Annotated in this window: 19 protein-coding genes; 17 read left to right on the top strand and 2 right to left on the bottom strand. The window is 41.4% G+C overall.

What is annotated here, in order from left to right; translation table 11 throughout:
* Nucleotides 1–118: 118 nt before the first annotated feature.
* The 4 genes from M1D84_RS11685 (at nt 119) to M1D84_RS11670 (ending at nt 6,884) form a co-directional block, all read left to right on the top strand.
* On the top strand, nt 119–400 hold the full coding sequence (locus tag M1D84_RS11685) for a YlaN family protein (protein WP_003212509.1): 282 nt from the start codon (nt 119–121) through the stop codon (nt 398–400).
* 210 nt (nt 401–610) lie between these two features.
* A complete protein-coding gene (gene ftsW, locus M1D84_RS11680) occupies nt 611–1,822 on the top strand; it encodes a putative lipid II flippase FtsW (protein WP_025092373.1) in 1,212 nt (403 codons plus the stop codon).
* 79 nt (nt 1,823–1,901) lie between these two features.
* Nucleotides 1,902–5,348, top strand: a complete 3,447-nt coding sequence (gene pyc, locus M1D84_RS11675) for a pyruvate carboxylase (protein WP_034621095.1) — start codon at nt 1,902–1,904, stop codon at nt 5,346–5,348.
* 135 nt (nt 5,349–5,483) lie between these two features.
* A complete protein-coding gene (locus M1D84_RS11670; protein ID WP_458106468.1) occupies nt 5,484–6,884 on the top strand; it encodes a cryptochrome/photolyase family protein in 1,401 nt (466 codons plus the stop codon).
* 37 nt (nt 6,885–6,921) lie between these two features.
* On the opposite strand, the gene M1D84_RS11665 is transcribed toward M1D84_RS11670, so the two are convergent.
* Nucleotides 6,922–7,845 (bottom strand): COX15/CtaA family protein, encoded by a 924-nt coding sequence (locus M1D84_RS11665; RefSeq protein ID WP_212052052.1) that lies wholly within the window; start codon nt 7,843–7,845, stop codon nt 6,922–6,924.
* A gap of 393 nt (nt 7,846–8,238) precedes the next feature.
* Between M1D84_RS11665 and cyoE the strand changes: the two genes are divergently transcribed.
* The 6 genes from cyoE (at nt 8,239) to ctaG (ending at nt 14,411) form a co-directional block, all read left to right on the top strand.
* Nucleotides 8,239–9,156, top strand: coding sequence for a heme o synthase (gene cyoE, locus M1D84_RS11660; protein WP_024424777.1), 918 nt, complete (start codon nt 8,239–8,241; stop codon nt 9,154–9,156).
* Between the two features lie 279 nt (nt 9,157–9,435).
* Nucleotides 9,436–10,503: a cytochrome c oxidase subunit II gene (gene coxB, locus M1D84_RS11655; RefSeq protein WP_024426909.1), complete on the top strand. Its 1,068-nt coding sequence runs from the start codon at nt 9,436–9,438 to the stop codon at nt 10,501–10,503.
* 175 nt (nt 10,504–10,678) lie between these two features.
* Nucleotides 10,679–12,550: a cytochrome c oxidase subunit I gene (gene ctaD, locus M1D84_RS11650; protein ID WP_034621096.1), complete on the top strand. Its 1,872-nt coding sequence runs from the start codon at nt 10,679–10,681 to the stop codon at nt 12,548–12,550.
* A complete protein-coding gene (gene ctaE, locus M1D84_RS11645; protein ID WP_024424780.1) occupies nt 12,550–13,170 on the top strand; it encodes a cytochrome c oxidase subunit III in 621 nt (206 codons plus the stop codon). Before ctaD ends, ctaE begins: the two co-directional genes overlap by 1 nt.
* A gap of 2 nt (nt 13,171–13,172) precedes the next feature.
* Entirely contained in the window at nt 13,173–13,502 is a 330-nt protein-coding gene (ctaF, locus tag M1D84_RS11640) for a cytochrome c oxidase subunit IVB (RefSeq protein WP_024426910.1), read from the top strand.
* A gap of 30 nt (nt 13,503–13,532) precedes the next feature.
* Nucleotides 13,533–14,411 (top strand): cytochrome c oxidase assembly factor CtaG, encoded by an 879-nt coding sequence (gene ctaG / locus M1D84_RS11635; RefSeq protein WP_144491175.1) that lies wholly within the window; start codon nt 13,533–13,535, stop codon nt 14,409–14,411.
* A 67-nt stretch (nt 14,412–14,478) separates the two neighbouring features.
* Here ctaG and M1D84_RS11630 read toward each other — a convergent pair whose 3' ends face one another.
* Nucleotides 14,479–14,844 (bottom strand): YugN family protein, encoded by a 366-nt coding sequence (locus M1D84_RS11630; RefSeq protein WP_039178290.1) that lies wholly within the window; start codon nt 14,842–14,844, stop codon nt 14,479–14,481.
* 161 nt (nt 14,845–15,005) lie between these two features.
* Here M1D84_RS11630 and M1D84_RS11625 point away from each other — a divergent pair, with 161 nt between their 5' ends.
* The 7 genes from M1D84_RS11625 (at nt 15,006) to M1D84_RS11595 (ending at nt 18,713) form a co-directional block, all read left to right on the top strand.
* Nucleotides 15,006–15,428 carry a CBS domain-containing protein gene (locus M1D84_RS11625; protein ID WP_034663862.1) on the top strand — a complete coding sequence of 141 codons (423 nt, stop codon included), beginning with the start codon at nt 15,006–15,008 and terminating at the stop codon, nt 15,426–15,428.
* Between the two features lie 122 nt (nt 15,429–15,550).
* Entirely contained in the window at nt 15,551–16,594 is a 1,044-nt protein-coding gene (locus M1D84_RS11620; RefSeq protein ID WP_058837749.1) for a CAP domain-containing protein, read from the top strand.
* A gap of 112 nt (nt 16,595–16,706) precedes the next feature.
* The gene (locus M1D84_RS11615; RefSeq protein ID WP_024424279.1) at nt 16,707–17,120 is read left to right on the top strand and encodes a YlbD family protein; all 414 of its coding nucleotides are present in this window, start codon (nt 16,707–16,709) and stop codon (nt 17,118–17,120) included.
* A 19-nt stretch (nt 17,121–17,139) separates the two neighbouring features.
* Nucleotides 17,140–17,388: a YlbE-like family protein gene (locus M1D84_RS11610; RefSeq protein ID WP_039178297.1), complete on the top strand. Its 249-nt coding sequence runs from the start codon at nt 17,140–17,142 to the stop codon at nt 17,386–17,388.
* 72 nt (nt 17,389–17,460) lie between these two features.
* Nucleotides 17,461–17,868, top strand: a complete 408-nt coding sequence (locus M1D84_RS11605) for a hypothetical protein (protein ID WP_216100488.1) — start codon at nt 17,461–17,463, stop codon at nt 17,866–17,868.
* A gap of 57 nt (nt 17,869–17,925) precedes the next feature.
* Nucleotides 17,926–18,375 (top strand): YlbF family regulator, encoded by a 450-nt coding sequence (locus M1D84_RS11600; protein WP_007499807.1) that lies wholly within the window; start codon nt 17,926–17,928, stop codon nt 18,373–18,375.
* Between the two features lie 65 nt (nt 18,376–18,440).
* Nucleotides 18,441–18,713, top strand: coding sequence for a YlbG family protein (locus tag M1D84_RS11595; RefSeq protein WP_024424276.1), 273 nt, complete (start codon nt 18,441–18,443; stop codon nt 18,711–18,713).
* Nucleotides 18,714–18,978: the final 265 nt, after the last annotated feature.

The following is an 18,978-nucleotide window of genomic DNA, read 5'->3' as shown; positions in this document are numbered from 1 at the left end:
AAATGTCTTCTTTTTATTTTCACAAAGCGAACTGTACAAATCTGCTTGCAATTTTGGGCGTTTCGCTTTATGATAAATAGAAGAATTAGGTACTCGCCTGGGGAACGGAGGGATACTTTTGGCGTCAGAAATTTTAGTCGATCATCGGCAAAAAGCACTGGCTTTATTAAAATTGGATGCAGATAAAATTTTAAAATTGATCCAAGTGCAAATGGACAACTTAACGATGCCGCAATGTCCTCTTTATGAAGAGGTTTTAGATACTCAAATGTTCGGATTATCGAGAGAGATTGATTTTGCTGTCCGGCTTGGATTAGTTGATCAACATGAAGGCAAGAAACTACTCGATAAACTTGAGAGAGAGCTTTCCGCACTTCATGATGCGTTCACAAAAAAATAACGATTGAAAACTCAAACTTCCACAACATAAGTTTGAGTTTTTTTGTCCCCTATTTTCTTTTGATGGATTGACGGCAAACGGACTTGATTCTTTCATGAATGACGAACAATATAAAAGAGGTAAAACGGGATCAAACGGAGAAAATGTAGTAGAATAAGAACAGCTAAGAAGATATCAAGCAGTAGAAACAGACGTTAGGAAGAGGATTATATGTTAAAGAGAATGCTAAAATCGTATGACTACTCATTATTGTTCGCCATTATCTTAATCAGCGCATTTGGTTTGGTTATGGTGTATAGCTCAAGTATGATTACATCTGTTATCAGATACGATGCCGCGCCAGATAACTTTTTTAAGAAACAGCTCTTATTTATGATTGTTGGAGCAGTCATCTTGATCTTTACAGCATTAGTTCCATATCAGCTGTTTTCAAATAAGAAATTCCAGATTGGTATGCTGCTGATTTCAGTTTTTTCCCTCATCTATGTGTACTTTGGCGGTCATATTGCAGGGAACGCAAGAAGCTGGATCAAATTAGGCCCTTTTAGTCTTCAGCCAGCTGAATTTGTAAAGATTGTCGTCATCATCTATCTTGCTGCGGTGTATGCCAAAAAGCAGCATTATATTGATCATATTTTAAGAGGTGTCACGCCTCCAATCGTGATTGTCTCTATCCTGTGCGGATTTATCATTTTGCAGCCAGACTATGGGACAGCCTTTATCATTGGCATGATTGCCCTTGCGATGATTTTATGCTCAGGCTTTAGCGGCAAAACGCTTGCGAAGCTGCTGGCGCTATTTAGTGCAGTAATGGTCGTCGTGACCCCGTTTATTATTCTTTTTTGGGATAAAATTTTCACGCAAAATCGTCTCGGACGTTTTGAGAGTTTCCAAGATCCATTTAAAGATGCAGGGGCTACTGGGCATCAATTGATTAATTCATATTATGCGATTGGATCAGGCGGCTTTTTTGGACTCGGTCTAGGAGAAAGCGTTCAAAAGTACGGGTATCTTCCAGAACCGCACACAGACTTTATCATGGCAATTATCTCAGAAGAGCTTGGCTTTTTCGGCGTGTTTTTTGTTCTCGCTCTTCTTGGTTTCATCGTCGTGAAAGGTTTTTATATTGCGAGAAAGTGTGAAGATCCGTTTGGAAGTTTGCTTGCAATAGGAATTTCCTCCATGATTGCGATCCAAACTTGTATCAATTTAGGCGGTGTTTCAGGTCTTATTCCAATTACTGGGGTGACACTTCCGTTTATCAGCTACGGGGGATCGTCTATCATTTTACTTAGCATCTGTATGGGAATGCTGCTGAATATCAGTATGTTTACTGAATATAAAGAGCGTTACAAAAAGAAAAAATCAATGAGCAAACCAGCGGTTGAAAAAAATGGATTGCAGAAAACTTTGAATCTTTAGAAAACAAAAGTGTACAGTTTTCATTTCTTCCTTTATTATAGAGTACATATAAAATTTTAAGGGATATGGAGGAGTGAGAATGTCACAGAGAACAATTCAAAAGGTTCTAGTTGCAAACAGAGGGGAAATCGCTATCAGAGTCTTCAGGGCCTGTACGGAGCTCAATTTACGTACAGTGGCCATTTATTCCAAAGAAGACTCGGGCTCTTATCATCGCTATAAAGCTGATGAAGCATATCTAGTTGGAGAAGGGAAGAAACCGATTGATGCCTACCTCGATATCGAGGGGATCATCGAAATTGCAAAACGAAATGACGTGGATGCAATTCATCCAGGCTACGGATTTTTATCCGAAAACATTCATTTTGCAAGACGATGCGAAGAGGAAGGCATTCAATTTATCGGTCCAACTTCTCAGCATTTAGATATGTTTGGAGATAAAGTAAAGGCGAGAGATGAAGCGAAAAAAGCTGGTATTCCAGTCATTCCAGGAAGTGACGGACCAGTTGATTCGGTCGAAGAAGTCGAAAAATTCGGTGAAGAATACGGTTACCCGTTTATTATTAAAGCTTCACTAGGCGGCGGCGGCCGGGGTATGCGGATTGTCAGATCAAAAGAAGAGCTGAAGGAAGCCTATGACCGTGCGAAGTCAGAGGCCAAAGCTGCTTTTGGAAATGACGAAGTATACGTTGAAAAGCTGATTGAAAATCCAAAACATATTGAAGTGCAGGTGATTGGAGACAATCACGGCAATATCATTCATTTATATGAGCGTGACTGCTCTGTTCAAAGGCGGCATCAAAAGGTCATTGAAGTGGCGCCAAGTGTGTCTCTAACAGATCAATTGCGTGAAGATATTTGCGAAGCGGCTGTCCAGCTGGCCCAGAATGTATCGTACATTAATGCAGGGACTGTAGAATTCCTAGTTGCAAATGGAGAGTTTTACTTTATTGAAGTCAATCCAAGGGTGCAGGTAGAACACACGATCACAGAAATGATCACAGGTGTCGATATCGTTCAAACCCAAATTCTTGTTGCAAAGGGGCATAACCTTCACAGCAAAGAAGTTGGTATTCCAAAGCAAGAAGATATCTTTACACACGGCTTTGCCATTCAATCAAGGGTCACAACAGAAGATCCTTTAAATGACTTTATGCCAGACACAGGAAAAATTATGGCCTACCGCTCAGGTGGGGGATTTGGTGTACGTCTTGATACAGGGAACAGCTTCCAAGGTGCGGTCATTACACCTTATTACGACTCACTATTGGTCAAGCTGTCTACATGGGCGCTCACGTTTGATCAAGCGGCTGCTAAAATGGTTCGAAATTTACAAGAATTCAGGATTCGCGGAATTAAAACTAACATCCCATTTCTTGAAAATGTGGCTAAGCATGAGAAGTTCCTAAAAGGGGAGTACGATACATCGTTTATCGACTCAACGCCAGAGCTATTTAATTTCCCTAAGCAAAAAGACCGCGGAACGAAGATGTTGACTTATATTGGTAACGTTACCATTAATGGGTTCCCGGGTATTGCGGAGAAAAAGAAGCCTCATTTTGACAAGCCAGACGTTCCGAAGCTTCCTCTCAATCAAGAGATTCCGTCTGGGACAAAACAATTGTTAGATACGCATGGACCTGAGGGGCTTGCTAACTGGGTGAAAGAACAAAGTAACGTCCTTTTAACTGACACAACCTTTAGAGATGCGCATCAGTCTCTGCTTGCGACACGCTTCAGAACACATGATTTAAAGAAAGTTGCCCAGCCGACAGCAGGTTTATGGCCAGAGCTGTTTAGTATGGAAATGTGGGGCGGGGCTACATTTGATGTTGCGTACCGTTTCTTAAAAGAAGATCCTTGGGAACGATTGAAAGAGCTTCGTCAAGAAGTGCCAAACACGCTGTTCCAAATGCTATTAAGATCATCAAATGCTGTCGGATATACAAACTATCCAGATAATGTGATCAAAGCATTTGTAAAAGAATCAGCCGAGGCAGGCATTGATGTGTTCCGTATTTTCGACAGCTTAAACTGGGTCAAAGGCATGACGCTTGCCATTGATTCTGTTCGGGAATCAGGCAAAGTGGCAGAGGCGGCGATTTGTTATACGGGAGATATTCTTGATCCATCTCGTCCAAAATATGATCTTGGGTACTATGTATCTCTTGCAAAAGAGCTTGAATCTGCCGGTGCACATATTTTAGGTATTAAAGATATGGCGGGGCTATTAAAACCGCAGGCAGCCTACGAGCTAGTCTCTGCTTTAAAAGATGAGCTTACGATCCCTATCCATCTTCATACGCATGACACGAGTGGAAATGGACTGTTCACCTATGCAAGAGCGATTGATGCAGGTGTTGATATTGTGGATGTTGCCGTCAGCTCTATGGCAGGACTCACATCGCAGCCAAGTGCAAGCTCACTTTATTATGCTTTAGATGGACATGAAAGAAAGCCAGACATGAATGTCCAATCTGTCGAACGCCTTTCTCAATACTGGGATTCCGTCAGAAAATACTATCATGAATTTGAAAGCGGCATGAATTCGCCTCATACAGAAATTTATGAGCATGAAATGCCCGGCGGTCAATATAGTAACTTGCAGCAGCAGGCGAAAGGTGTCGGTCTTGGCGAGCGCTGGAATGAAGTAAAGGAAATGTACAGACGTGTGAATGACATGTTTGGTGATATTGTAAAGGTAACACCATCCTCTAAAGTAGTTGGAGATATGGCACTTTATATGGTGCAAAATGATCTAACAGAAGAAGATGTTTATGAAAAAGGCGCAACACTAGACTTCCCGGATTCTGTTGTGGAATTATTTAAAGGCTATTTAGGCCAGCCGCATGGCGGATTCCCAGAAAAGCTGCAAAAGCTGATTTTAAAAGGGGAAGAGCCACTTACTGTCAGACCTGGTGAGAAGCTGAAGCCAGTGGACTTTGAAGACATTAAGAAGCAGTTCAAAGAATCTCATGACCTGACGTTAACAGAGCAAGACGCAATTGCGTATGCTTTATATCCGAAAGTCTTTTCTGAATTTGTCCAAACAGCAGAAAGCTATGGTGACATCTCTGTTCTTGATACACCAACGTTCTTCTACGGGATGAGGCTTGGAGAAGAGATTGAGGTAGAAATCGAAAAAGGAAAAACCCTGATTGTCAAACTCGTATCAATTGGTGAACCGAATCCAGATGCCACAAGAGTTCTTTACTTTGAGTTAAATGGCCAGCCGCGTGAAGTGGTGATTAAGGATGAAAGCATCAAATCCTCCGTTCAAGAAAAAATGAAGGCGGACCGTTCAAATCCAAATCACATCGCCGCATCGATGCCAGGCACTGTCATCAAAGTACTCGTCGAAAAAGGGCAGAAAATTTCACAAGGTGAGCATTTGATGATCAATGAAGCCATGAAAATGGAAACGACTGTACAAGCTCCATTTTCTGCGGTCGTAGATGAAATACATGTGACAAATGGAGAACCGATTCAAACCGGTGATCTTTTAATTGTATTAAAGCCTGAATAAGAAGCGAGACACATCCACCGTGATGTGTCTTTTTTTGAGCGCATTAAAATGTGCAGCAGCAAGTGAGAGTGATTACACTATAGAGTGAGGTGAAGAAGGTTGGACAACATTGTTGTGATTTGGTTTCGCCGGGATATGCGATTAGATGATCATATCGCCTTATCAAAAGCGATCACATATGCAAAAAAACACGAGTGCAAATTATTTGCTCTTTATCATCTAGATCCATTTTTTACTGAAATGGACCTCGATTTAAACAACGAACATTTTTTTCAAAACTTGGCGCATTTCGTCAAGGTAGCAAGAGAATCTCAAATGTATATTCATCTTCTCTGTGGAGATGTCTTGCGTGCCTTTCAGCAAGTTATCGATGTGTATGACATCAAAGCTGTCTTTTTTAATGAAGATCAAGTGGGAATCGGTCAAAAGCGTGACCATCAAGTAACCGCTTTTTTAGAAAAGAAGGGCATTCATGTGTCAAAATGGCAAGATACACACCTTCACGGGGCGCAAGATATTTTAAAAGCGGATGGCACTCATTATCAAGTGTTTACTCCATACTATCAATCATGGCGAAAGCAAGAGAAGCAGCCTGTGATAAAAGTTGACAAATCATTTCTCAATAGCGCTCATACGATTTGTGATGAGTCACTTTCACACAAAGGAAATGACAAACTGCGCAGTATAATCATGAGATGCTCAAGAAAATTTGATCAAATCGGCTCACACAAAGCGATGAACACGCTGCATGACTTTATCCAAAAAAGACTAACACGTTACCATGAAAAACGAGATATTCCATCTGTTTTTGGAACGAGCAAGCTGTCACGTTTCTTAAAAACAGGGACCATCTCAATTCGAACGATCTTTCATGCGGTAGATGAGGAAGCACTGTTTGAAGACGAGGGCAGAGAAACCTTTATTAAAGAGCTGGCGTGGCGAGATTTTTACCATATGATTTATGCTCATTATCCAGAGATGAAAGAAAAAGAAATCAATTCAGTGTTTCAAGGGGTGAAATGGAATGAAGATGAGACGCTGTTTGAAGCATGGTGTAAAGGTGAAACAGGCTTTCCTCTCGTTGATGCAGGGATGAGACAGTTAAATGAGGAAGGCTGGATGCATAACCGTTTAAGGATGGTCACCGCCTCATTTTTAACAAAAGATTATTTGATTGATTGGAGAAAGGGAGAAGCGTATTTTGCAAAAAAGCTTGTGGATTATGATGAGGCTTCGAATATCGGAGGATTTCAGTGGGCAGCTTCTGTTGGGACAGATGCCGTGCCGTACTTCCGTATTTTTAACCCAACGACCCAGTCGAAGCGGTTTGATCCAAGCGGGGAATATATTAGAAAATATGTACCAGAGCTAGAGCATGTTGATGAAAAATGGATTCATGAACCAAGTAAAATGCCGACTGATGAACAACTGAAATCGAGCTGTGTACTAGGGGATACATACCCGCTGCCGACAGTTGATCACAAGGAAAGACGCAAAAAGGCCATTTCACTATTCGAAAATGCAAAACAACAATAAAAAATCCCCCTCTCCACATGAAAGGGGGATACAATTCTTATCTAAATGGCTCTTTGTTTTCATATTTAAACCGGGCAATGAGTAAGCAGAAGTAGCATAGTACCCCAAACAAACAAGAAATAAAGAATGAATGAGCCAGCGCGTAACCAAGTGCAAGCTGAGAATAAACAGACATCACACCTGAAATGGCTTGAAGTGTAATCAGAATGGCTGAGATAATCCACCCATAATAAAGCTGCTTCTGATCTTTATAATGTTTCATGGCATGGAACATTGCGACAAATATCCAGACGAATAAAAGAAGTGCTGCTGCTCGGTGAGACATTTGAACCCACTGATTAAAATACGTTGGAAGCGCACCGTCTTTTGAACAAAACGGGAAGACAGAACAAGCAAGGCTTGACTTTGTATGTCTCACATAAGCGCCCGTATATACCACGATATACGTATACGTGATCAACCCATAAATATGGAACTGCATTTTTTTGCCGATATGAAGCGGCTTCACAAGCTTTGTTTCAGATCTGGTTGCTTCAAAGACAAGAAGTGCAAGCAGTAATACTGAAGCAAATGAAATGAGTGAAATACCGAAGTGCAGTGCCATTACAAGTGCGTTAGAACCAAATACGACGGCAAGAGCTCCTAACAGCGCTTGAAGCATTAAGAATATAATGGACATGATGACCAAAAACTTGGTTTCACGGAATACTGGACTAATTTTTTTCCAGCATAAGACCGCCAGTGCCAGAACAAGAATGGTGGAAACCCCTGTTGACATGCGGTGACTCCATTCGATGATGGAAGCGGGGTTCATTTCAGGAAAGAAACGACCGTGGCAAAGGGGCCACTGTCTACCGCAGCCAAGACCCGAACCGGTTTTCGTCACAAGCGCACCGCCAATCAGTACGATCAGCATCACAAACGTTGTGATCACGCTCAATAGCCTTAAAGCAAATTTCATCAAATTATTTCACCTTCTCTAAAAAACTTCTGATGTAAATGAAAACCTCACATGCTCTCAAGTTTAAGCCAAATGCGTGTTCTGTTGCAATTCATAATGACCAAAGTTCACAAAAAAATGATATGTTAGTTCACAAAGTTTACAGATTTAGAGTGCTTGATCTTTCTTTGACAGTCTGATAGAAATAGAGGAGAGAATATTTCATTTTGCACCGCCTTCTGAAACACACATATATCCTAATAAATTCACGAAAAGTTCACAAATAACTTCAAGTTTGTCGTTTATTATTTAATAGGATGTTTTTTTACAGCTGTTTATCTTGTATGATAGAGTTGTAATGATTTTACGTGTCATTCGTTCGTTTGAAGGTTTGGGCAAGGGAGGTTATACACATTGGCAAATTCCAAAACAGCCGCGGAAGCAGCTATTCATGGACAAATAGAAGAAACAACAGCGTGGAAAGATTTTCTTGCTCTGATTAAAATGGGCATCGTCAATTCCAATTTCATTACGACATTTACTGGAATGTGGCTTGCTTTTTATTTTACAGATATGAGTTTTCTTGGAAATCTTGATATTGTGCTGTTAACAATGATTGGTTCTTCTCTTATTATTGCCGGTTCATGCGCAATTAATAATGCGTTTGACCGTGATATTGATATATTAATGGAAAGAACAAAAACAAGACCGACGGTTACAGGTAAAATTCAGCCGGGGCAAGCGTATGCATTTGGCATTCTGCTTGTTGTATTAGGACTCATTATGCTTCTGATGACAACCATTACATCAGCAGTGATTGGATTTATTGGAGTCTTTACTTATGCGGTTCTTTACACCATGTGGTCTAAACGCCATTACACCATCAATACAGTTATCGGAAGTGTATCTGGCGCGGTTCCGCCATTAATCGGCTGGACAGCTGTCACAGGTACAATTGACACAACGGCTTGGGTTTTGTTTATGATTATGTTCATTTGGCAAATCCCGCACTTCCTGTCACTTGCGATTAAGAAAACGGAAGATTACCGTAAGGCGGGCATTCCAATGCTGCCAGTTGTTTACGGCTTTGAAGTCACAAAACGCCAGATCATCATTTGGACAGCATGTCTTCTTCCGCTTCCATTTTTCTTAGGTGGATTAGGATGGCCGATTGTCGCACTTGGTACATTGCTTAATATTGGATGGCTTGTTATTGGCCTTATGGGCTTTAAAATGAAAGACATCATGAAGTGGTCAACGCTCATGTTCGTTTATTCATTAAACTACTTAACCATCTTTTTCGTAGCGATGATTATTATTACACTATTCTAGAGTGAAATACACTTTGATCACATCAAAACAATGGCTATATCTTATAACACAACATTTTCTAACAACTATGAAAGCCGCCTGATATTCAGTTCTATTTAGGCGGCTTTCTGTTTATACATAGATGGTATTTTGAGTAAAAACATCATTTTTTTATGAAAAGAGGAAATGTAAGTGCTTTTATAAGAGGCGGGGGTTATGCATGGGTGAGAAGTGATTTTATAAATAAGAGGTAAAAAGCGAAAGGCAAAGGAGATCAAGCAAAAGGGGTTGGGACAAATTATGATAAGAAAATGGCGTGTTTATTCACTGTTTCTCTTACTGACGCTCGTTTTGGCGGGCTGTGGTGAACCATACTTATCAACACTCAAGCCTGTTGGGGAAGTAGCAGATAAACAGTTTTTCCTAACGGTACTGAGTACACTCATTATGGTTCTTGTCGTCATTGTTGTATCGATCATTTTCTTTTACGTCATCATTAAATTCAAACGTTCTAAAGTGGGAGAAGATACGATTCCAAAGCAGGTGGAAGGGAACCGCAACCTGGAAATCACATGGACAGCGATTCCGATTCTTCTACTCATTATTCTCGTTGTACCTGTTGTGGCATACACGCTTGAACTAGGGGATACAAGCGCTATGGATAAGAAAAAACGAGATCCTGAAAAGACACTTGTTGTCAATGTAAGAGCCAGCTTATATTGGTGGGAATTTGAATACCCTGATTATGGGATTGTCACAAGTCAGGAATTGATCGTACCAACAGATCAGAAGGTATATTTTAAGCTGAAAGCGTCCGATGTCAAACACTCATTCTGGGTTCCATCGGCTGGCGGTAAAATTGATACAAACACAGATAATGAAAACAAATTTTATTTAACCTTTGACTCGAAACGAACGAAAGATGCAGGGGAATATTTCTACGGGAAATGTGCGGAGCTGTGCGGGCCGTCACATGCTTTAATGGACTTTAAAGTTAAAACGCTTTCTCAAGATGAGTTTTTAGGATGGACGAAAAAAATGGCTGATTACAAGAAGCCTGAATCCACAAAGGATCTCGCTTTAGAGGGTGAAAAGCTATTTAAAGAGAAAAATTGCTTAAGCTGTCACGCAGTAGAGCCTGGTGACGAACGGCCGGAAGCAGCAAGGACTGCACCAAACCTTGCGACCTTCGGAGAGCGGACGAAAGTAGCTGGAATTAAAGACATGAACAAAGAAAATGTGAAAGCATGGCTGAAAGATCCAGAAAGCTTTAAACCAGGTAATAAGATGACAGGAACGTACCCTAAATTAAATGACTCAGAAGCAGATGCACTTTACGAGTATTTAAAAGGTCTTAAAATCGAGTAACAACTAGAGCAAATATTCAAGAGGGTATGTGATCGATGTGAAGTTTTTGTTAAGAGCTCCCGAATATGTCTCTACAACCGAGAAGCCGTCATCTGTCAGACATAGTCTGCTTAAAGGATCGTGAAGAAAGACATCTATATGAAAAGGGGCAAATGGGAGATAAGAGGGGGATTTCATGGTGAGTACAATAGCTAAAAAGCGGGGGTTTGGCGCTGTCTTATGGGATTACTTGACAACGGTTGACCACAAAAAAATTGCCATATTATATTTAGTGGCAGGGGGATTTTTCTTTTTGGTTGGCGGCCTAGAAGCGATGTTTATCCGTATTCAGCTAGCCATCCCTGAAAATGATTTTGTCAGTGCAGGGGTTTACAATGAAATCATGACGATGCATGGAACGACAATGATTTTCCTTGCAGCTATGCCGCTGTTATTTGCATTAATGAATGCGGTAGTACCAATTCAAATTGGTGCACGTGACGTAGCATTTCCGTTTGTGAATTCACTTGGTTTTTGGTTATTCTTTTTCGGAGGAATTTTCTTAAACCTTGGATGGTTTATGGGCGGAGCACCTGATGCAGGCTGGACTGCATACGCTTCGCTCACGCTGAATTCAGAAGGTCATGGAATGGATTTCTACATTTTAGGTTTACAGATCGCGGGTATTGGTACGCTGATTGCAGGAATTAACTTTCTTGCAACGATTATTAATATGAGAGCGCCTGGTATGACGTATATGAGAATGCCGCTCTTTACTTGGACGACATTTGTCGCCTCCGCACTTATTTTATTCGCATTCCCTCCGCTGACAGCAGGGCTTGCGATGCTGATGCTTGATAGAATGTTTGACACGAGCTTTTTCAATCCAGAGCTTGGAGGAAATACAATCATCTGGGAGCATTTGTTCTGGATTTTCGGACACCCGGAAGTATATATCTTGATCCTGCCGGCATTCGGAATCTTCTCTGAGATCATTCCGGTGTTTGCAAGAAAAAGATTGTTTGGTTACTCGTCCATGGTGTTCGCTACTGTATTGATTGGTTTCCTTGGATTCATGGTGTGGGCGCATCACATGTTCACTACGGGGCTTGGACCTATCGCCAATGCGATCTTTGCTGTAGCGACCATGGCAATTGCGGTGCCAACAGGAATTAAAGTATTCAACTGGCTGCTCACGATATGGGGCGGTAATGTGAAGTTTACAACGCCGATGCTTTATTCTGTTGCCTTTATTCCGTCGTTCTTACTTGGCGGGGTAACTGGGGTCATGCTTGCAGCAGCTGCAGCGGATTATCAGTTCCATGATACGTATTTTGTTGTCGCGCATTTCCATTACGTCATTATCGGCGGGGTTGTATTCGGTATTCTAGCAGGTGTGCATTACTGGTGGCCGAAGATGTTTGGAAAAATACTGAATGAGAAGCTTGGGAAAATTGGCTTTGTGCTGTTTTTCGTCGGTTTCCATTTAACTTTCTTTATCCAGCATTTTCTCGGTTTATGGGGCATGCCGCGCCGGGTCTTTACATTCCTGCCAGGTCAGGGTCTCGAGCTTGGGAACTTAGTCAGTACGATTGGAGCACTGTTTATGTTTGTAGCTGTTGTGATCATGCTGATTAACATCATCTGGACAACAGCAAAAGGAGAGCGGGTATCGAGCGATCCTTGGGGAGATGGAAGAACACTTGAATGGGCAGTTTCTTCGCCTCCGCCAGAATACAACTTTAAACAGCTGCCGCTTGTGAGAGGACTAGATCCATTATGGATTGAAAAAATGGATGGTAAAAAAGGAATGACAGCATCTGAACCGCTCGATGATATTCACATGCCGAATAACTCCATTTTGCCTGTCATTATCTCATTCGGTCTATTTGTGTCAGCGTTTGGTTTCATGTATCGTCAAGAGCACAGCTGGGGGCTTCCGGTGATCTTCATTGGTCTTGGTATTACGTTTGCGACTATGCTCGTTAGGTCTTTGAAAGATGATCATGGATACCATATTCACAAAGAAGATTTGACTGACGACGATGATAAAGGGGTGAAAGCATAATGGAACCACAAAAAATGACGGCGGAAACCTTTCCGGCTTCTCCTGAGAAAGCCACGTTAGAAGGGAAGAATAAGTTTGTCGGGTTCTGGCTGTTTCTTGGAGGAGAAACCGTTCTGTTTGCATCGCTTTTCGCCACGTATTTGGCGCTGAAAAACTCAAATGCAGGCGGAGCAAAAACAACTGATATGTTTGACCTCACACTTGTCTTTATTGCCACAATGCTTCTATTAACGAGCAGTTTAACGAGTGTGTATGCCATGTATCATATGAAAAACTTTGCCTTTAAAAAGATGCAGCTTTGGCTTGGTATCACGGTCCTTTTAGGTGCTGGATTTTTAGGGGTTGAGATTTATGAGTTTTATCACTACGTGCATGCGTATGAATTTACGATTACCAGCTCAGCTCTTGGTTCTTCCTTCTATACACTTGTAGGAACTCACGGAGCTCACGTCGCCTTCGGACTTTGCTGGATTACCGCTCTCATGATTCGAAATATGAGACGCGGACTCGATTTATACAATGCACCGAAATATTATGTGGCAAGTCTCTATTGGCACTTCATTGATGTTGTGTGGGTCTTCATCTTTACCGTTGTATATTTAATGGGAATGGTGGGATAAGAATGGGAAATAAAAACACAAATCAGTCCAAAGTCGACCTTGTATATCGTAAAAAGAAAAATGCCGAAGAAATGAAGCATCAGCTCATTTCTTTCGGCTTGATGATTGGATTAACATTTGTTGCGTTTTTAACGATCGCCTCAGAAGACGTTGGAAATTGGTTCGCTGTACCGTTTATTTTACTGCTTGCAGGCATTCAGGTGGCTTTTCAGCTTTATTATTTTATGCACATGAACCAAAAAGGGCATGAAACACCCGCCTTGTTTCTATACTCAGGTGTGTTTGTTGCGTTTATTACCGTATTAGCCTTTTTGACCATTATATGGTGGTAAACCCGCTTTGCCCTTGAAGGAGGCGCAGCAATGGAGAACTTAGAAATATTCGGATTTCGGGCATTATGGAGCCCTTATTATTTGACTTGTATTGTGATAGCAGCTGCTCTTTATCTGCTTCTTGTGACAAAGGGGAAGCACCGTGCGACGGTGAAAGAGAAAACGTTATTTCTGACGGGGCTTGTTCTGTTATATGCTGTGAAAGGGAGCCCAATTGATTTAATGGGGCATATTATGTTTAGTGCACATATGGCGCAAATGGCAGTGCTCTATTTAGTCATCCCGCCTCTCCTTATTACAGGATTGCCTGCAGCCATCTGGGAGCGGATCATTCAAACACCAGGTATTCAAGCCGTTTTCCGTTTGTTTTCCAAGCCTTTAATTGCACTGCTTGGGTTTAACGGCTTGTTTTCGCTGTATCACATTCCGCTTGTGTTTGATTTTGTGAAAACAGATCCGTTTTACCACGCATTGATGACGGTTGTTATTTTTATCGCTGCCTTTTTCATGTGGTGGCCGCTTGTCCATAAAGTTCAAAGTCTGCCGCAGATCACAGGCATTTTGAAGCTTGGATATATCATGGCAGACGGGATATTGATGACTCCGGCCTGTGCACTCATCATGTTTAGTGAGGCGCCGATCTATGCAACCTATTCTGATGCAGGTGCATGGATACAAGCACTGCATTTATGTGTGCCAAGTGATATGCTGGCAGGTCTTGCTCTCACTGGCCCTGATATGTTCCACACTTTGCCGCTGCTAGAGGATCAGCAGCTAGGTGCCATTTTGATGAAAATTATTCAGGAGATTGTGTACGGCTCTATTCTTGCTGTTGTCTTCTTTGACTGGGCAAGAAAAGAAAGAGCAAAAGATGCCGTACCAGATGCGCTTATTCCGAAATATGAATAAAAAAGCACAGCCGACTGGCTGTGCTTTCATCTTAGAAAAAGGGCTAAAAGATCATTTTAGCCTTGTTTTATGCTTCAGCCGTCATGGCTTCTAGTTTTTCCTTCAGCTGTGCAAGTGTTTTTTTGCTTGATTGGATGAGAGACTTAGGGAATTCTTCGCCTTCGCCATATTCAACGCCATGTGGATAATAGTGTTTTCCAAGTAATGGTGTTAGAAGCTGGATGTGTGCCTTTTTGGAACCGACATCTCCTTCAGTGGCGTAGCCGGAAATTCGTAAATAAAAGGTTCCCTCTACCATGCTGTACTTTCTGTCGTACGTCACACGCTCATAATCCCATTGATCGGCTCGTACAAATCCTTCACTTTCCATAATGAAATCTAATTTATTTAAGTCAGCTGATACCTCTTCAATCCCCGTACCTTCAAACTTCACCCAAAACCCCTCCTTATAAAATTTCCCTTTACTGACAATCATAGTATGAAAGCGTTAAACTTTCAACTGTGAAAGGTATGTTCTTTTATAAGCTGGTTACAGTAATAAAGAAAATAACGTATGGAGGAATCAACGTGAAAACAAAAAAAATCAAAGATATTATGACAAAAAAAGTAGTGACATGTCAGCAGGATGACAATACGTATGAAGCAGCAGTCAAAATGAGAGATGCTGACATCGGTGCCATTCCAGTAGTTGACGGAGATCAGCTCGTTGGAATAGTGACAGACCGTGACCTTGTGCTTAGAGGCATTGCAGAAAAAAAGCCAAATTCACAGGAAGTGGGCTCGCTGATGACAAAGGAAGTACTAACAGCTGAAGAAGATGCAACGCTTGAAGAAATTGTCCGGCTCATGTCAGAGCATCAGCTCCGCCGCATTCCCGTTGTGAAAAACGGCGCATTAACAGGGATTGTCGCTCTTGGAGATTTATCAGTCGAAGATTTATCAAATGATCGCGCGGGAGATGCACTGACAGAAATCTCTCAACAGGATCAAGATCATGGACAAGGATTTCTTCATTAAGAGGGGCATATTTTAAATTCGTGTTAAATAGGCTGTATTGTCGTTGATAAATGGAGCAAGTTTTGTTTAAATGACAGTAGAAGGTACTTTTTGTACCTTGCCAATTTAACGGAGGTGTTTATTTGAAAACTGTGCTCAAAACACTCCTCATCCTCCTGATTATATCTGGAACGTACGTTCTGTTTATTCAATATGGATCTTCACCAGAAAAAGAAAACAGCAATGAACCGAAGGTGTCTAATGAAGAAACATCTAGCGATAAGCCGATCAATATCCCGAAAAAGGGGCTCATGTCCTTTATGGGGAAATCTTCAAACGAGGTGCTTAAACAGCTGGGAGAACCAGATCGCATTGATCCTTCCGCATATGATTATGACTGGTGGATTTACAACCAATCGAAGAAGCACTATATTCAAGTAGGGGTAAAGGATAGTAAAGTGGTGACCTTGTTTGCAACAGGAGACGGACTGAATGTAGAACCATTTAAAATCGGTCAAGCCACGAGTGAAGTATTTAAGAAAACACAAATTGCACCTTACATTCATGTAGAGGATGAACAAAATTCATACCGCTTTGAATTCTCAGAAGATGATATGAATACAAGACCCACTGTGAAAGTGGGAGATGATGTGTATGTTCAGCTTTACATGGATAAGTTTGAAAGCACCCTTTCAAGTATCAGGGCCTTCAACGCAGATACATTTGTGAAACAAAAGCCGTATGAGGTCGTCTACCGAGGTCAATTGGTAGAACCTGAGCCGATATCGGGCGAAAAGTGGAAAGATATCGAAACATCCAGTCAAAAACAAATTTTTGATATGACCAATATTATCCGCCATAAGTACAACCTGCCGATCTTAAAGTGGGATGATGAAACCTCTGAAGTGGCCTTCATGCATAGTGAGGACATGAAAGAGAATCATTATTTCTCCCATGAATCTAAAAAATACGGTACGCTGAAAGACCGGTTAGAAAGAGGCGAGGTGGGCTTTCAGCTCGCAGGTGAAAACATTGCCTATAACTATGTCGATGGACCTGCAGCGGTAGAGGGCTGGCTCAATAGTGAAGGTCACAGGAAGGCGTTATTAAATAAAGATTACACGCATCTTGGCGTAGGGGTGAAAGAAAAATATTACACCCAGAATTTCATCAAGAAATCATCTTAAACGAAAGCAGCTGCATAAGTCGCAGCTGTTTTTTTGATGTTTAAAAAGAGGCTCACCAAAATAGATGGTGGTGTATATAGTATAGTAGGCATTTGTATGGGGGGGTGAGGATATGACAAACAAGCAAAAACAAACATCCATTGATGAATTTAAACAATTCGTCAGACGCCATCCGAAGTTAATTCAAGAAGTGCAAACGCAAGAAAAAAGCTGGCAAAGTGTCTATGAGAATTGGGTCATGTTTGGTGAGGAAGATGAGATGTGGTCACCTTACCGGCAATCGAAATCTGAAGACGCTAAAGAAGAAAAAGCCTCTAAGCCAAGTGAAGCAGGAAAAGCTGATTTTATGTCTAAAATGGTTTCTGCTGTGAAAAAAATGGACGCTGATCAAATGAATGAACAGATTAACAAAATGAGCCAGTCTATTTCCTCTTTACAAAGCTTACTCGGCCAATTTTCATCCAATGGTTCAAAGAAAGGTTCATCTGGAGGCAGTCAGCACCCATTCTCCTTCAGGAAAGATTAAGTGAAAGGGGATGCTTCTGGTGCGAAAAGAAGTACAGGAATTTGTCATGGCCGAAGAGGATCGAATCAAATTCATAAGGCAGCGTCCTCTCTGGTACAGACAGCTGACGCGACATCCTGAAAATCTATCGTCCTTTGAATTAGATAAAATGAACTTTTACGAAAAAACCATTCCTCATCGTGTAAGTCAGTTGAGCAATAGCGTCCAAATGGCTGAAATGATGATTCAAATGTTCCAAGCAATGCGCAATCAAAATGGAGCCGGTTGAGGCTTTTTTGAGTTGATTAAGATGTCTATTTCCTGAGCATCCTATAAAAGTAGATGAAAGGAGAATCAGATGATGAAATGGATGCTGTCAATAGGCGCATTGCTTTTTCTTGTTACCGGATGTCAAAGTCAACATGGAGAAGAGCAAGTGATCAAGCAAGACCCAGCATTACCAGTCATGCAGCAAACCCAAAGCGAAATGAAGCAGCAAGGCTTTTTGAAATACAAAGTGCAGGGATCGTCGGTCTATATAGAAAGTACACTTCAAGATTTTCATCTTCAGCCAGAGCGTCTAAAAAAGAACGAGAAGGCGGGATATTTCACAGTGTATGTAGACGGGAAACGTGCAGGGAATGAGTATACTGCGGCATTTGTGGTCAAGCACCTTTCAAAAGGAAAGCATAAAATGACCGTTGTGCTGAATTCTCGTCATCCAGAATATAAACAGAAAAGAGAAACATGGGATGTATTTGTCACGTAAAAGCATTTTCTGATCCATAGGTTTCGTGGTAAACTATGAATTGGAGGTGCAACATTTATGTATGCGACAATCGAATCTGTGGAGCTCCAAGAGGAAGCAAATCAATTGGCTGCCATGATTCTTCAGTCGGAGGAGGCTGAACATTACCGCAACTGCTTTAAGCGTCTCCAGCAAGACGAAGAAGCCCAACAAATTATTGCCCATTTTACAAAAGTAAAAGAGCAATATGAGGATGTGCAGCGGTTCGGCAAATACCATCCGGACTATAGAACGATCTCAAAGGAAATGCGTGAGGTCAAAAGAAAGCTAGATCTTCACGATACAGTGGTTGATTTCAAAAAAGCAGAAACAGCGATTCAATCCATCTTAGATGAGATTAGTATTGAAATCGGTCAAGCTGTATCAGCATATATTAAAGTTCCAACAGGGAACCCATATTTTGATGGTCTATCATCATGCGGCGGTGGCTGTGGATCAGGTGGCAGCTGCGGCTGTAAAGTATCTTGACGAGACTTGAATGTCTCGTCTTTTACATAATGAATGAAAAGAATTGAAAAGCGGCAGGTGAAAAGATGGAAACCAAACGTCAAGGGATGGTCGTCTGGCTGCATTCGTTAAAGCAGTCTAAAGCGCTAAGAAAATTCGGGAATGTTCACTATATTTCAAGGAAAATGAAATATGCTGTGATCTATTGTGATATGGATGATCTTGAGCGCCATATGGCTAAACTCAGCTCGTTACCATTTGTGAAACGTGTTGAGCCTTCATATAAACCTTTTATTAAATTAGAGTACGAATCCAAATTGGACAAAGCAAAAGAGTATGATTATAAGGTGGGCTTTTAAAGACACAAAAAAATCCCCGCGGCATCACCCGCGGGGTCCTTCTATTCTTAATGATTCATTAAGGAGAAGGCAAAGGGAGAGGAGAAACCGGAGGAAGAACTTATGGGGAAACGTAAGTCTTCTCCGCGGTTGGCAACAGCACCACATCAGATGCTGTTATAAATAGTATGACCCCGGATTTCTTGATCTATACATAGAAAATGAATGAATATCAGTGCATTGTTCCTTGAGGAGTGATGTGGTAAGATAATGTTGAATTTTTTGT

It is taken from the genome of Bacillus sp. PK5-006 (genome assembly GCF_054161415.1).
This window is presented reverse-complemented; position numbering and strand designations above follow the sequence as displayed.

Coding starts and splice junctions, on each gene's coding strand:
- ftsW (WP_025092373.1), top strand. CDS start 611: ATGTTAAAGAGAATGCTAAAATCGTATGACTACTCATTATTGTTCGCC.
- pyc (WP_034621095.1), top strand. CDS start 1,902: ATGTCACAGAGAACAATTCAAAAGGTTCTAGTTGCAAACAGAGGGGAA.
- M1D84_RS11670 (WP_458106468.1), top strand. CDS start 5,484: ATGCGATTAGATGATCATATCGCCTTATCAAAAGCGATCACATATGCA.
- M1D84_RS11665 (WP_212052052.1), bottom strand. CDS start 7,845: ATGAAATTTGCTTTAAGGCTATTGAGCGTGATCACAACGTTTGTGATG.
- coxB (WP_024426909.1), top strand. CDS start 9,436: ATGATAAGAAAATGGCGTGTTTATTCACTGTTTCTCTTACTGACGCTC.
- ctaD (WP_034621096.1), top strand. CDS start 10,679: ATGGTGAGTACAATAGCTAAAAAGCGGGGGTTTGGCGCTGTCTTATGG.
- ctaE (WP_024424780.1), top strand. CDS start 12,550: ATGGAACCACAAAAAATGACGGCGGAAACCTTTCCGGCTTCTCCTGAG.
- ctaF (WP_024426910.1), top strand. CDS start 13,173: ATGGGAAATAAAAACACAAATCAGTCCAAAGTCGACCTTGTATATCGT.
- ctaG (WP_144491175.1), top strand. CDS start 13,533: ATGGAGAACTTAGAAATATTCGGATTTCGGGCATTATGGAGCCCTTAT.
- M1D84_RS11625 (WP_034663862.1), top strand. CDS start 15,006: ATGACAAAAAAAGTAGTGACATGTCAGCAGGATGACAATACGTATGAA.
- M1D84_RS11615 (WP_024424279.1), top strand. CDS start 16,707: ATGACAAACAAGCAAAAACAAACATCCATTGATGAATTTAAACAATTC.
- M1D84_RS11605 (WP_216100488.1), top strand. CDS start 17,461: ATGAAATGGATGCTGTCAATAGGCGCATTGCTTTTTCTTGTTACCGGA.
- M1D84_RS11600 (WP_007499807.1), top strand. CDS start 17,926: ATGTATGCGACAATCGAATCTGTGGAGCTCCAAGAGGAAGCAAATCAA.
- M1D84_RS11595 (WP_024424276.1), top strand. CDS start 18,441: ATGGAAACCAAACGTCAAGGGATGGTCGTCTGGCTGCATTCGTTAAAG.